Raw genomic sequence first — 15,137 nt, forward strand, 5'->3', positions numbered from 1 at the left:
TTGGACCTACGCCATGACGTTACACACAACCATTAGCACTGCACCGGCAGAAAGCAGTGAAAGCTATCAGCTGTATTTGCCGCAGCAGCCATTACCACTGGTATTTGATTCACCGCACAGTGGTATGCAATTGCCAACAGACTTTAATACGCTAGCCAGTGTGGCGCAGTTACAAAGCGGCTGGGATGCGTTTATTGATGAACTGTGGCTACCTGCCGCCGAGCAGGGCGCTAGCCTATTAGCGGCGCAAGTATCAAGAATGTACATAGATTTGAACCGCGCCCCTGACGATATTAGCCCAGATATGCTAGAGGGTAGTTGGCCAAGCGCACTTAACCCTACTGCCTATAGTAGCCGTGGTATGGGCTTGCTGCGGCAATGGGCGTTACCTGGGCAAGCCATGTATAAAACCGCGTTAACCGTAACACAGGTACAGCAACGCCTTGCGCGATACTATCAACCTTATCATCAGCGGTTAAAGCAGCTGTTAGATCAGTATTACCAACAGTTTGGTGCCGTGTGGCATATTGATTGCCACTCAATGAAATCTTATGGCAATGCGATGAATATCGACGCTGGCACACCCCGAGCCGATATTGTTATTGGTAATCGTGATGGCCAGTCGGCAAGTGCTGAATTTACCGCGGTAATTGTCGAAGCTTTTAGCCAGCTGGGCTATAACGTCAGTTTAAATTATCCGTATAAAGGCGGTTATTTAACCCAGTGTTATGCTAACCCTGCCCAACAGCGGCATAGTTTACAAATTGAAATTAATCGTAAACTGTATATGGATGAAGCGGCATTTAGCCCGCATCAAGGCTTTACTGAGCTGCAGCAACACTTGCAGCATATTACTGCGCAGGCGACTGCGTATATTCAGTCTTATCTTGCCGTAAATACTAAGGACGAATAATGCCTTCTTTGCCAGCTGCTAACCAAGCTAAACCGCGCAACCCAATAGTGGTATTGTTGTTTATTCTGCTTATTGCCGCAGCCTTAACCTATGTGCTCGACTCAGGTAGTTATCAGCGTGCTAATGGCTTAGTGGTGCCAGATAGCTATCAAACTATCGATAAAGACCGCTCGGTGTTGCATATTTTAGGCAGCGTTAAAAACGCACCAGCACAACAAGCAAGGCCAGTAGGGGCGGTAGATATACTGATGGCTATTCCGCAAGGCTTGCAGCGTGGTGGCGGCCTTATTTTTATGGTGCTAGTTATTGGCGGCATGTTTGGCATTTTAAACGCCTCTGGCGCGGTAGATGCGGGGCTTGAGCGAGTGCTTAGCATGGTAAGAGGTAATGTATATGGCCTCGTCATTTTTTTGATGACCATTTTTGCCTTAGGTAGCACGTTTTTAGGTTTAGCCTCTGAATATCTATTAATTATTCCGTTAATGGTAGAGCTAGTTAGGCGGCTCGATATGCCGCCGTTAATTGGTTTGGCTATTGTTACCGTAGCGGTAAAGGTGGGTTATTTATCCTCAGTAACTAACCCACTGCCGTTAACTATTGCTCAGCCACTACTAGGCTTGCCGGTGTTTAGCGGCGCCGGTATGCGCGCGGTGTTTTTTGTCTGCTTTTTAGTCGTTGGTGTGCTCTTTGTACTCTATGCTATTCGTAAAACTGGGTTTAAACAGCAAGCGGATCTGGTTTTTAATAGCGCGAAACTTAGCCTACGTCATGTACTAATGTTACTCACCTTAAGTGTGGGTGTGGCGGGGTTAGTGTATGCATCAACAACATGGCAATGGCATAACCCGCAGTTAACCGCCTATTATTTAGGGCTAAGCATGTTACTTAGCCTGATCAGCGGCATGGGTGCTAGTGCTGCGGCCGATGCCTTTGTTTCCGGCATGAAAAAAATCTTGTTGGCAGCCATTTTAATTGGCTTAGCCATGGCTATTGCTATTACCTTAGAGAATGGCCAAGTACTGGATAGCGTAGTGCATGGTTTAGTGTCGTTAGTAGGTAAAGATAACCCCTATTTTGCGGCCATGGGCATGTTCTTTTCACAGTTGCTGCTAGACGTGATGATCCCATCAACCTCAGGTCAAGCTGCTGTTAGTATGCCTATTTTAGGGCCAATGGGGCAGCTAGCTGGTGTATCTGGGCAAAATACCGTGTTAGCGTTTTTATTCGGTAATGGTATTACCAATATGATTACACCAACCTCTGGTACCTTGCTGGCCTATTTAGCCACTGCACAAGTGGGTTGGACCCAATGGGCGCGCTTTGTTGCACCTTTGGTCGCCATCTTTGCATTAATGGCCTGCATAATGTTGATGTTTGCTGTGTACATTGGCTTTTAAGATAAAGCCTAAGTCTTGCAGCTTGTAAGTAGTAACATGGCACTGCTGTTCTTATAATTGAGCAGCAGTGCCAGCCATATCGCAGGTGTAGTGGGTTACTTAATACCGTGCATCAGTTTGTTAATTAATGGCGCAATAAGTAACAGTAAAATACCTGCGCCCACTAACAAATAAAAACTAAAGCTAAAGCCCGATAATGCTGACTCAACAGTCATACCCGTTTCACCCGATATTTCACCGGCTAATAAACCCGATAAGTTGTTACCTGTAGCAATACTTAAGAACCACGCGCCCATAGCTAAGCCAACATAACGCACTGGCGCTAGCTTAGTTACCATAGATAAACCAATTGGCGATAAACATAACTCACCTATGGTTTGAAACACGTAACAGGCAGCTAAAGGCCAAAATGGGATCATACCGTTGCTATCAACTAATGACGTTAACGCATACATTAATACTAAGAAACCCGCCGCATTACCTAATAAGCCAAAACCAAACTTACGTGGGATAGACGGCTCAATGCCTTTTTTCGCGGTTAGATACCAAATGTAACTAATAACAGGCGCAAAGGCTAAAATAGCCAATGAGTTAACCGACTGAAACCAACCGGTAGGAAAGACAAAGCCGCCCTCACCAAACAGATCTCGGTTTACCAAGTTTTGCGCTAAAAAGTTAAACGACGAACCGGCTTGTTCGAAAAACATCCAAAATGTTACGTTAAAACCAAATAAAATAAGTAACGCCAGTACGCGGTGCATTTGCACCTTGCCTTCGGTTTTACCTTCCATTAATAGCATTAGCGCCACAATAATAAACATGATGCCTAATAACCACGCCAATGCTTCGGCACCAACATAAGCCATTAATGCGTAAACAACTGGAATAGCCACTAAAATACCGGCAATAACATAGGCCATCATTTTAGTCGCTGGCTTATCCGCAGGTACTTTACCCAAACCCATTAGTTGTCTACGGCCTAAGAAAAACCAGAAGGTGCTTAACAACATACCAATACCGGCTGCAGCAAACACCACTTTGTAGTTTTGATATTGCGGTGTGCCGAACACTTCACTGGCTAACCAGCCGGTTAATAGTGGGGCTAAAAAACCGCCCATGTTAATACCCATATAAAATATGGTAAAACCACGGTCACGGCGTTCGTCTTGTGGCGCATAAAGTTGGCCCACTAACGATGATATGTTTGGCTTAAACAAGCCATTACCAACAATAATAACCGCTAAACCTAGCAAGAATAGTTGCTGGTTTGGCAGCATAATCATAAATAGGCCAGCCGACATCACCACCGCGCCAAGTAAAATAGAGCGCTGATAACCAATTATTCGGTCGGCAACATAGCCACCAAAAATGGCCGTGGCATAAACCAAGGCTAAATAAGCACCATAGGTTTTTGAGGCGTAGGCTTCACCTGAGGCGTCACCAGCAAAAAATTGTGCCACAATATAAAGCGTTAATGCCCAGCGAATACCATAAAAGGCGAAACGCTCCCAAAATTCTGCCATAAAAAGCATCCATAGTGGCTTGGGGTGCCCCCATAGATCAGTAAAACTTGTCGTTGTGGTGGTTGTACTCATAAAACCCTCCCTATTAAGTCGGCGCTGCTTATTGTTGTTGTCAGCTAACCGAAAAGAACGCACGTTTTCGTTATTGTGTCGTACTGAATTTATGACACAAAATACAGTTGTAATTAACACGGCTGGCGAAGAATAAACGCGTTTAACGCGCAATACCATAATTGTTAGCTAACAAAACAAGAAAAATATCCGCATAGTTGAGCGTTGCTGCGGGCTAGCTGGTTAGGTTGTTGCGCCATTTTCCCTAAGTAATCATAAGCCTAAGGTAGCTGATTTGTTGCTGGCTGTGCTAATCTGGCTGCATCATGTTTTACCCGAGAAATAGCATGCTAGAGCCCGGTTTTGTGGTGATCCATAGTAATCAACTTGAAACACTGCGCGAACTTTTAGTGCAGTGGATCAGCAGCCATCCGATATCGGTGTTAGGCACTGAAGAAATATTGGTGCAAAGTAATGGTATTGCACAGTGGCTAAAAATGGCCTTAGCCGAAACCGCCAATAACCATCCTGGCATAGCTGCCGGTTTGCAAGTAGAGCTGCCTAACCAGTTTGTCTGGCAGCTCTATCGCGCCGTGTTGGGTGATAGCATTCCAAAAAGCTTACCCTATGATAAAAACAACTTAAGTTGGCGTATTCTGGGCTTGTTACCCGAGCTTAGCGCTGAGGTTTTTGCGCCGCTGCAACGTTATTTGCAGGATGACAACGATGGCAGAAAAAGCTATCAGCTGGCACTGCGCTTAGCCGATTTACTCGATCAATATCAGGTGTATCGTGCCGACTGGCTGCAAAGCTGGCGCGACGGCCACGATTTACTGCCAAACAGCAAGCAACAACACGTACCGGTCGATCAGTTATGGCAACCGGCATTATGGCGGCTGTTGCAGCAACAACTCGCCAGCCATAGCGCGGACAATGCCTATTCTAGCCGTGCCGACATTCATAGTACCGCGCTTAGTGCGCTACGCTTAGGCCAATTAGCTAGGCCAGATTTACTGCCAGAGCGCATTATTGTGTTTGGTGTGTCGTCATTACCACAGCAAACAGTAGAGCTACTGGCCGCATTAGGTGCGCAGCGTCAGGTGTTATTAACCGTACTTAACCCATGCCGGCATTTTTGGGGCGACATTAGCAACGTTAAAGATGAAATGCGTGGTGCGCAAAAACGCCATCAACGTAAACCAGGTTTACCGGCACAGCTCGATGCCGATGCGTTATATTTACATGCCCCAGTGTTACTGGCTAGCTTAGGTAAGCAAGGCCGAGATTATGTAAGCTTGCTTGACCAATTTGATCAACCCGAGCAATACCAGCATTGGTTTAATGGCCGTATCGACTTATTTTCTGAGCCTAGTGCTAACGTTGCCAGCCTGGGGTTACTAGCTCAGCTGCAACAAGGTATGTTAGAGCTAGAAGCCATGCCTAACCCAGCGAGACTGTTAGCGGCGTCAGATCAGAGTATTAGCTTTCATATTGCCCATAGTCGCCAGCGCGAAGTGGAAATTTTACAAGATAATTTGATTGCCGCCTTTGCTGCTAACCCCAGCTTGCAACCGCGCGATATTATTATTATGACGCCTGATATTAGCCAGTACCAAAGCCATGTGCATGCCGTGTTTGGCCGTTTAGCGCAAGACGACCCACGCTTTTTACCCTATACCTTAGCTGATCAAAGTCTGCGCGGCAGCCAACCTTTGTTAGTCGCACTGGAATATCTGCTTGATTTGCCCACACAGCGCTTTGCGTTAAGTGAAATGAGCGATCTACTCGATGTGCCAGCCATACAACGGCGTTTTAATATTAACCCCGAAGCCTTGCCGCAGTTACGGCTATGGCTTAGTGAAGCGGGCGTGCGCTGGGGGCTAGATGCAGAGCAACGCGCCGGTTTAGCGCTGGGCGAGCTAGATAGCAGTTATAGCTGGATGTTTGGTATTGAACGTATGTTGTTAGGTTTTGCAATGGGTGATGAAACCCCGTGGCAAAATTGTGCACCCTACGCAGAAGTGGCCGGTTTAGCGGCGGCTGAACTTGGCGCAGTGCTGCAATTTATTCAACAGCTAAAGCATTGGTTTAGCATTATTAGTCAGGCTAAAGCCCAAAGTTTACTCAGCTGGCAGCAGCTAATGTTATCAGAGCAGGGGCTGTTGCTAAGCCTGTTTGATTTTGCCGATGAACAAGACCAGCTAATTTATAGCCGCTTAAGTGACGCGCTAGCGCAGTTAGTTAGCGCGGCCGAAAGTGGTGACTTTAGCGGCGATATTAGTTTGCCGGTACTGCGCGAAGCGTGGTTAGAGCAAGCTAGCCAAAGCGGCTTAAGCCAGCGCTTTTTAGCGGGCAGCTTAACGTTTTCTACGCTGATGCCAATGCGGGCCATTCCGTTTAAACGTATTTATTTATTGGGTTTAAATGATGGTGACTACCCTCGTACCCGCATGCGCGACGACTTTGATTTAATGGCCTATGATTATCGGCCTGGCGATCGTTCACGGCGCGATGATGACCGCTATTTGTTTTTAGAAGCACTACTAAGCGCCCGCGAAGCGGTTTATATCAGCTGGGTAGGGCGCAATATACGCAATAACAGCGAGCTGCCGCCCAGTGTATTAGTGAACCAGCTGCGCGATCTACTTAACAGCGGCTGGCATACCGGCACTGAGCAAAGCGTCGCCGATAGCCTAAGCCATACTTATCCATTACAGCCGTTTTCGGCGCAGTACTTTAATGGCAGCTATGCAACCTATGCCCATGAATGGCAGGCGGCGCATCAAGGTAGCGTGCTACAAAGCAGCTTGTCAGAAGGTGTGTTTGCAGAAGGCAGCGAACCCTTACCGTTACTCAGTGTGCGCTTACTCGATGATTTTTTAGCTAACCCCTGTCGGCACTATTTAAGCCAACGTTTTAAAACACGGTTTTATCGCTCAGAACTGAGCGGCGAAGATACCGAACCCTTTGTGCTTAATACCTTGCAGTTGTATCAATTAAAAATGCAGCTGCTCGATCAACTGCTAATACAACCTGAGTTTAACCTTGAACAGGCTATTGCCCAACTGGCCCGCCAAGCGCAGTTACCATTGGCATTGTTTGGTCAAATAGCTGGGGCACAAATTGTTCGTGAAGCACAAGTGGTTTTTGCCCGCTATCGTGCCAGCGGCATTACTTGGCAACGCCGCGAACAGGCATTAACACTGCAATTGCAACCCGCGGGCATAGCGCTAAACGATACGTTAGCTAACCTATATCAAGGTGATGCTGGCCAGCAGGCGCTTATTTTACTGCGGCCAACGGCAGTGCGCGATAACGGCGCTTTGCGTTGGCACACACTGCGTGGTGCCTGGTTGCAGCAGCTGGTGGCTAATGCTCAAGGCGAAGCCGTATCCATTTATCAGTATGGCTTAGACGACGCCGTACAACTATTACCGCAAACTACTGGCGCGGCGCAACAGCAACTTATTAACCTAGTACAAAGCTGGCAAAGCGGTTTGTTACAGCCCTTACCACTGATGCCAAAAACTGCGCTGTGTTATTTACAAACTCAAGATGAAAACAAAAGCCGTGAAGTATTTGAAGGCGGTTATAAGCGTGCAGGCGAACGTGACAATGCGCCAGAACTTACCCGCTATTACCCCGATTTTGCTAGCCTAATGGCCGCAGGTTTTACCGATTGGGCGCAGCAAGTTTATGGCCCACTATTGCAAAGCAATATTGCGGGTGAAGAGGCAACCGCCAGCAATACCAACCAAAGAGGTAAGCCATGAGTCGTGTGCAGCAGTTAGATGCGTTAACTTTTCCACTGCACGGCAACCGGCTAATTGAAGCCAGTGCCGGTACGGGTAAAACCTATACCTTGGCGGCACTCTATTTACGTTTAGTGCTTGGTCATGGTCAAGCTGCACCCGCCGATGCGGCAGAGCCAAACAATGCCACCGCGTTTAGCCATGCCTTAACGCCGCCAGATATTTTAGTGGTTACCTTTACCCGCGCTGCAACCGCAGAGCTACGTGATCGGATACGGGCGCGGTTAGTCGAAGCCGCTGACGCATTTCGTGTTGGCAGCAGCACCGACGTAATTCTTAATGGCTTATTGCAAAGCTATAACACAGCGCAATATCCGTCTTGCGCTGGTGTACTAGAGCGTGCCGCACAGTGGATGGACGAAGCCGCTATTTTTACCATTCATGGCTGGTGTCAGCGCATGTTGGCGGAACATGCCTTCGATTCCGGTATGGCCTTTGGCGAGCAGCTTAGCGACGACAACCAGCAGTTGTTGCACACACTAGCCTGTGACTATTGGCGGCGGTTTTTATATCCATTAACCGACGGCCAATTACTTGGTGAGTTAGGTAATATTGCCAAGTCGCCAGAAGCGCTACTAGCGGATATTCAGCCTTGGTTGCAGGCCGATGCGGTAAATATGCAGTTTAATGCTAACGGTAAACCTTTGCCTGCGCCGCTTAGCCCCGAACAAGTTGCCGCGCCACTAGCGCAGTGGCAACAGCAAATGCAGCAGCTATGCCAGCAGATACAACCGCTATTGCAAACCGATGTTTTGCAGTTACTCGACGATGCTTTTGCTAATAGTTGGCTCAATGGCAATAAATTTAAAGCGCCAAGCTGGCAAGCAGAGCGACAATGGTGGCAAGCGCAGTTAGCCGAGCCTGCGCAGTTTAATGATCATCAAGCCGAGTTTGCCAAAATGGTGCTTAAGTACAGCGCTACTAACTTAGCGGCGGCACAAAAAAAAGGTCAACCGCTAGTTAGCCATGCGTTATTTAACCAACTAGATGCGGTGCTTGAATTACTTAATGCCAAGCCACAGTTAGCGATTAATGTGCGCCAGCATGCGGCGCTGTGGTTAGCGGCTGAATTTAGACAGCGAAAAAAGCAGCGCGCCGAGCTCGATTTTAATGATCTGTTACTGCAGTTGCATCAAGCACTTAAAGGCGAAGGCGGTGCGGTATTGGCCGCCAGAATTCGTAGCCAGTATCCGGTGGCAATGGTAGATGAGTTTCAAGATACCGATCCGATACAGTTCGCGATTTTTCGCGCCATTTATCCAGATGTTAGTAGCCAAACCAATGCGTTAATTATGGTTGGCGATCCCAAACAAGCTATTTATAGCTTTCGTGGTGCCGATTTATATACTTATTTACAGGCGCGCAGCCTAACGGCAGGGCGGCATTACAGTTTAAGTAAAAACTTTCGCTCAACTAAACCGCTAGTCGATGCGGTTAATCAGCTATTTAACCAAGCCGAGCTAGCGCGCGGGGCCTTTGGTTTTGGTTTGGCCGACACCACCCCATTGCCGTTTATTAATGTTGCCGCACAGGGCAAAAACACGCAGTTACAACAAGCAGGGCAAAGTGTGCCTGCACTTAATTACTGGCGAATTGAAGCTAACGAGGGCGAGCTAAAAAAAGGCGGCTACCAAACGCTAATGGCCGAAGCTTGCGCCAACCAAATTACCTTATTACTGCAACAAGCTGCTGCCGGTAACACCGGCTTTGTTAACGAAAGCGGTAAGCTTAGTGCATTGCAACCGTCTGATATTGCCATCTTAGTGCGTGATCGCCACGAAGCCGCATTAGTGCGGCAACAGCTTAGCCTGCGCAATGTGCGTTCGGTATATTTATCAGATAACGAGTCTATTTTTCAAAGTGCTGAGGCCAGCGCTGTGCTGTATTGGTTACGAGCCTGTCATCAGTTAGAAGATGACAATTTACTGCGCGCGGCCTTAGCGCTGCCACTCTCTGCTAATACCGATGGTCAGCTGCAACACTGGCTTAATGACGAGTTAGCGTGGGAGCAACTTACCGAGCAAATTCGAGATTTTCGACAAATTTGGCGGCAAAAAGGCGTGCTAGCGATGGTCAGTGCTTGGCTGCATTATTTTGCCCTGCCAGCAAAATGGCTAGCGCAAGATTACGGCGAGCGCTGCCTAACTAACGTATTACATTTAGCCGAACTACTGCAAAGCGAAAGTGCGCAACGTGACGGTGAAACCGGTTTAATTCGTTGGCTAAACGAGCAGCTAGACAAAGGCTCGGCTAATGACGAGCAACAACTGCGACTAGAAAGCGATCAGCAATTAGTGCAGGTGGTGACCATTCATAAAAGTAAGGGTCTGCAATATAACCTGGTGTTTCTACCCTTTATTTGTGGTTTTAAGGCGGCGAAAAAAGATCGACCGCAGCGCTATTTTGATGGCGAAAAAATGATACTCGATCTCACGCCCGACGATGCGGCACTTGAACAAGCTGAGCGTGGCAGGTTACTAGAAGATATTCGTTTATTATACGTGGCACTAACTCGGCCGGTTTATGCCTGCTGGCTAGGCTTAGCGGTATTTAGCGAAGGTAATAGCAAAAAATCTAAACTGGCACAAAGCGCGTTGGGCTATTTATTAAATTTACCGCCAGAATGCACTAATGCCGATTTAACGGCCGCTTTGGCGGGCCTGCCTTGGCAACAACAAGTTATGCCAGCGGCACACGCTGGGCTAGTGAGCGCACCACTGCAGCAACTTACGCCAGCGCTGCGGCTAAGCACGCCGCTGCGACGTGAGCGTTGGTGGATAGCCAGTTATTCTGCACTGCGCACCGAAGGCGCCATGGCCAGCACTACTGATATGCCCTCGGCACTGGCCGCAGATACGGCGCTAGATAACCTATTACAGGAAGAATCTACCGAGCCATTACTGCATAGCGAGCAACAGCAAAGTATGCATGATTTCCCTCGCGGCGCTGTGCCGGGTACGTTTTTACACCAATTACTTGAAGATGCACAGCAGCAGGGTTTTGCGCATTGTGACGCGACCTTTATTAGCGGCTTATTGCAGCAGCACCTAACGCGCTACAACTGGCAACCATGGCAGCCGGTATTACAGCCTTGGTTAGTACAAATGCTGCAAGTACCATTAACCGGCATTAACCAAAGCCTAGCGCAGTTACAAACGGTGCGCGCGGAGCTAGAGTTTTGGTTGCAAACCGAGCAGGTTAATGTACGCAAGCTTGATCATTATATTAGCCAAGCTATTTTGCCCGGCGTGCCAAGGCCAGCGTTGTTACCCGATACCTTAAATGGCATGTTAAAAGGCTTTATTGACTTGACCTTACAAGCTAAAGACCAACGCTATTGGGTACTGGATTATAAATCAAATTGGTTAGGTACAAATAACAGCGACTATAACCTAGAGAACATGCAACAGGCGCTGCTAGCACGGCGCTATGACGTGCAAGCCGCGCTATATATGCTGGCGCTACATAGGTTATTAAAGTTGCGTCAACCTGGCTATTTAGCCGCGCCAGAACGTTATTTCGGTGGTGCTTTTTATTGGTTTGTGCGTGCGCCAGAGCAAGGCCAGCTGCAACTTACGGCGCCTTTTGCCCTGCTACAGCAATTAGATAAACTCTTTTCCGGCCAGCCGGTAACGGACGATGCCAATGCAAATTAATTTATTTAATGACGACGCGCCATTAGCCGCGCCTGCGGTTAGCCAGCCTAGTACTAGCACCTTAACGGAACTGAAACAGATGCAAGCCTTGTTGCAGCGCTGGGTAGACCGACGCTGGCTAAGAGCCTTAGATATGCAGCTGCCGCAAACGCTTAATCAACTGGCAACCGAGCCACAACCTTTAATCTGGTTGCTCACGGCATTACTCTGTCATCAGTATGGTCGAGGCCATAGCTGTATTTTACTCAGTGATCTTATCTCTGATCCTGATGCGTTATTGAGTTTACCGCCACAAAATCAGTTTTTGCAGCGTTTTACCGACCGGCCGTCTAATCTGTTAATGGGTTTAACACGGCAAGATTATCAGCAAGCGTTAGCTGCTAGCCCTTGGTTACAAGGTGAACCCGCTGCCCCCTTGGTTTGGCTGGACAATCGGCTATATTTAAACCGCTTGTATCAAGCCGAACAGCAAGTAAAACAAGGTATTGCCACAAGAGTAGAAGCCGTGTTGCCGATAGCGCCCAAGGTGGCGCAAAGCTTAGCAAGCTTATTTACCGCTGCGACACCTAGTGCTGCAACCGAACCTGACTGGCAAAAGCTAGCTTGTGCTATGGCATTGCAGCGGCGTTTTGCCATTATTACTGGTGGGCCTGGCACGGGTAAAACCACTACGGTAGTAAAACTACTAGCCTTATTACAGCAAGGGGCAGCGCAACCGTTAAACATAAAATTAGCCGCGCCAACGGGCAAGGCTGCGGTACGTTTAACGGAGTCTATCAGTGGTGCTTTAGCCAAATTACCCGAACATTTACGCCATGCTATTCCTACCGAAGTAAGCACCTTGCATCGTTTGCTTGGCGCTTTACCTAATCGACGCAGTTTTAAACATCATGCAGATGCACCGCTAAGTCTAGACGTGCTGGTGGTAGATGAAGCCTCAATGGTTGACTTAGAAATGATGGCGGCATTACTCAATGCATTACCGGCACAGGCTAGGTTGATATTACTTGGTGATAAAGATCAGCTATCTTCGGTAGAGGCCGGCTCAGTGCTGGGCGATTTATGCCGAGGTGCTGAGCTCGGCGGCTATCAAGCCAGCAGTTTAGCCTTATTACAACCTTACTCTGAGCAGCCATTAGCGGCGTGGGCCGGTGCGGGCTCAGTGCTTAATCAAGCTACGGTAATGCTACGGCATAGCCATAGGTTTGATGCAAAATCAGGTATCGGCCAACTGGCCTTCGCGGTTAATCGCGGCGATACCAATGCCATAGCGTTATTTGCGCAATTTACTGATATTCAGCTATTGGCTGAGACAAAATTAGCCGCGTTAAAAGATACGGTGGTAGCCGGTTATCGTCAGTATTTAAGCGTATTGGCTGCGGATAACAGCCAGCGAGATGTTTGGGCAAAAGCTCTTCTGGGCTGCTATAGTCAATTTCAGTTACTTAGCGCTTTACGCAGTGGTGACTGGGGTGTTGAAGGCTTAAATATCTTGATCAGCAAGTGGTTAACGGCCGCGGGGCTAATTAATGCTAATCAGCAATGGTACGCCGGACGCCCCGTTATGATGCAGCGCAATAACTATAGCTTAGGCTTAATGAATGGCGATATTGGTATCACCTTGTTCGATCCGCTAACTGGCAAATTACGTGTCGTATTTCAGCTTGCTGATGGCAGTATAAAGTGGGTGTTACCCAGCCGATTAACTGACATAGAAACCGCATTTGCGATGACAGTACATAAATCGCAAGGTTCTGAATTTACTCACTGTTGTTTAGTTTTGCCGCCTGAGCTTAGCCCAATTTTAACGCGCGAACTGCTGTACACCGGCATTACTCGCGCTAAACAGCAACTTACCTTGTTGTGTGCGAATACGCATATTTTTCAACAAACCATCGCTAAGCGAGTTACTCGCAGCAGCGGGCTTTAATCGCGCACGCATCTCACGTTTTAAGAGGACATTATATGCAACAGCTAAAAGTAGGCGTATTGGTAAAAAATGCCAGTTTTATTAATGGAAACTGGCTCACTAATAACACGCAGTTTAGTGTGCATAACCCGTCTAATCAGCAGCTATTAGCTAACATTGCTGATGCCGGTGCAGCAGAAGCCGAGCAAGCTGTGCTAGCCGCTGATCAGGCTTTTGCTAGCTGGTCAGCACAACCGGCCAGTAAACGTGCTGAAATTTTGCAGCGCTGGTATCAATTAGTTATGCAACATCAAGATGATTTAGCTCGGCTATTAACCCTAGAGCAAGGCAAGCCATTGGCCGAAGCTAAAGGCGAAATTGCCTATGGTGCATCTTATATGCAGTGGTTTGCTGAAGAAGCCAAGCGGTTATATGGCGATACTATTCCAGCGCCTTCGGCCGACAAACGTATTATTGTGCAGCGCCAACCGGTTGGCGTAGTGGCGGCAATAACACCATGGAATTTCCCTAATGCGATGTTGGCACGCAAGGCCGCCGCAGCCTTAGCCGCAGGCTGTACTTTTGTGGTTAAACCGGCGCAGCAAACGCCGTTATCAGCACTGGCGTTAGCCGAACTTGCCCAGCAAGCCGGTGTGCCCGCTGGCGTGTTTAACGTGGTGGTTGGCACTGATGCAAAAGCCATCGGTGAGGTGTTGACACAGCACCCTAAAGTAGCCAAATTCAGCTTTACCGGCTCTACCGCTGTGGGCAAACAATTATTAAAACAATGCGCAAATGGCGTAAAACGGGTATCAATGGAGCTAGGCGGTAACGCCCCCTTTATTGTATTTGACGACGCCGATTTAGACGCCGCTGTGCAAGGTTTATTAGCGTCTAAATTTCGCAATGCGGGCCAAACCTGCGTTTGCGCCAATCGTATTTTAGTGCAAAGCAGTGTGTATCAAGCCTTTATCGATAAGTTGCTGCCCGCCGTCGCTAAGTTAACGGTTGCCAATGGCCTAAGCAGCAACAGCCAAATTGGCCCCTTAATTGATAAAAAAGCGATAGAAAAAGCCGAAACACTGCAGCAACAAGCACTAGATGCTGGCGCAACCTTATTACTTGGCGGCAAACGCGACAGCAGCGGCGAGCTATTTTACCAACCTACAGTGCTGGGCAATATCAACGCCGATATGGCCATAACCCAGCAAGAAATATTTGGCCCTATTGCCGCCATTCAACAATTTGATACTGAGCAACAGGCTATAACGCAAGCCAATAACACCGAATACGGTTTAGCCGCTTATTTTTATAGCCGCGACATCGGCCGCGTATTTCGCGTAGCACAAGCACTACAATACGGTATGGTTGGCATTAACGAAGGCATAATATCTAACGCCGCCGCCCCTTTTGGCGGGGTAAAGCAATCAGGCTACGGTCGCGAAGGCTCTAAATACGGCCTAGACGATTATACCGATATTAAATACCTGTGTTTAGGTGGATTGGCCTGAAACTTTTCTTTTAGTTACCACTTTGTTGGCAAATACTGAGTGAAATATAAAGGCATCACTATATTGGTTTGCTCTAACGCGGTAGAGCCCTGCGTGCCAGAGGGTACAGAAGTTGAGGCCGTTGTTGACCAATGGTTGCATGCACTTGCTACTGGTAGTAATTTTTTTGTAACCCCTCGTTAAATGAACCTGCTGAGTTACCGCTTTATCGAGCGCGATTTCTGCCAACATAGCTTGGCCAACGCGCAAACTAAACCTAAAAGTAGGATATAAATCCAATTATAATGAGTAAAATGGGAATATAGTCCCACATTTAACTTGTTGGAGTTGCTTGGGCTTCAAAGTTGGACTATATTCCCATTAAC

At 47.9% G+C, this 15,137-nt stretch carries 7 protein-coding genes; 6 read left to right on the top strand and 1 reads right to left on the bottom strand.

The annotated features are described in order from the left end of the window. The first annotated feature begins 13 nt into the window (after positions 1 to 13). A complete protein-coding gene (locus MN199_RS09525; protein ID WP_335739251.1) occupies positions 14 to 913 on the top strand; it encodes an N-formylglutamate amidohydrolase in 900 nt (299 codons plus the stop codon). After that, a complete protein-coding gene (locus MN199_RS09530) occupies positions 913 to 2,310 on the top strand; it encodes a YfcC family protein (RefSeq protein WP_335739252.1) in 1,398 nt (465 codons plus the stop codon). The genes MN199_RS09525 and MN199_RS09530 overlap by 1 nt, the downstream gene beginning before the upstream one ends. A 95-nt stretch (positions 2,311 to 2,405) precedes the next feature. On the opposite strand, the gene MN199_RS09535 is transcribed toward MN199_RS09530, so the two are convergent. Next, positions 2,406 to 3,905: a peptide MFS transporter gene (locus tag MN199_RS09535; RefSeq protein ID WP_132585657.1), complete on the bottom strand. Its 1,500-nt coding sequence runs from the start codon at positions 3,903 to 3,905 to the stop codon at positions 2,406 to 2,408. A 305-nt stretch (positions 3,906 to 4,210) separates the two neighbouring features. Here MN199_RS09535 and recC point away from each other — a divergent pair, with 305 nt between their 5' ends. From recC to MN199_RS09555, 4 genes are read left to right on the top strand one after another with little or no spacing between them, the layout of a single operon-like run. Next, positions 4,211 to 7,657 carry an exodeoxyribonuclease V subunit gamma gene (gene recC, locus MN199_RS09540; RefSeq protein WP_335739253.1) on the top strand — a complete coding sequence of 1,149 codons (3,447 nt, stop codon included), beginning with the start codon at positions 4,211 to 4,213 and terminating at the stop codon, positions 7,655 to 7,657. Next, entirely contained in the window at positions 7,654 to 11,352 is a 3,699-nt protein-coding gene (recB, locus tag MN199_RS09545) for an exodeoxyribonuclease V subunit beta (protein WP_335739254.1), read from the top strand. The genes recC and recB overlap by 4 nt, the downstream gene beginning before the upstream one ends. Continuing rightward, positions 11,342 to 13,282 carry an exodeoxyribonuclease V subunit alpha gene (recD, locus tag MN199_RS09550; protein ID WP_335739255.1) on the top strand — a complete coding sequence of 647 codons (1,941 nt, stop codon included), beginning with the start codon at positions 11,342 to 11,344 and terminating at the stop codon, positions 13,280 to 13,282. The genes recB and recD overlap by 11 nt, the downstream gene beginning before the upstream one ends. Before the next feature lie 35 nt (positions 13,283 to 13,317). Next, positions 13,318 to 14,772, top strand: coding sequence for an NAD-dependent succinate-semialdehyde dehydrogenase (locus MN199_RS09555; RefSeq protein ID WP_335739256.1), 1,455 nt, complete (start codon positions 13,318 to 13,320; stop codon positions 14,770 to 14,772). The last annotated feature ends 365 nt before the right edge of the window (positions 14,773 to 15,137 follow it).

The organism is Rheinheimera metallidurans, from assembly GCF_036983985.1.
Lineage (GTDB): Bacteria > Pseudomonadota > Gammaproteobacteria > Enterobacterales > Alteromonadaceae > Alishewanella > Alishewanella metallidurans.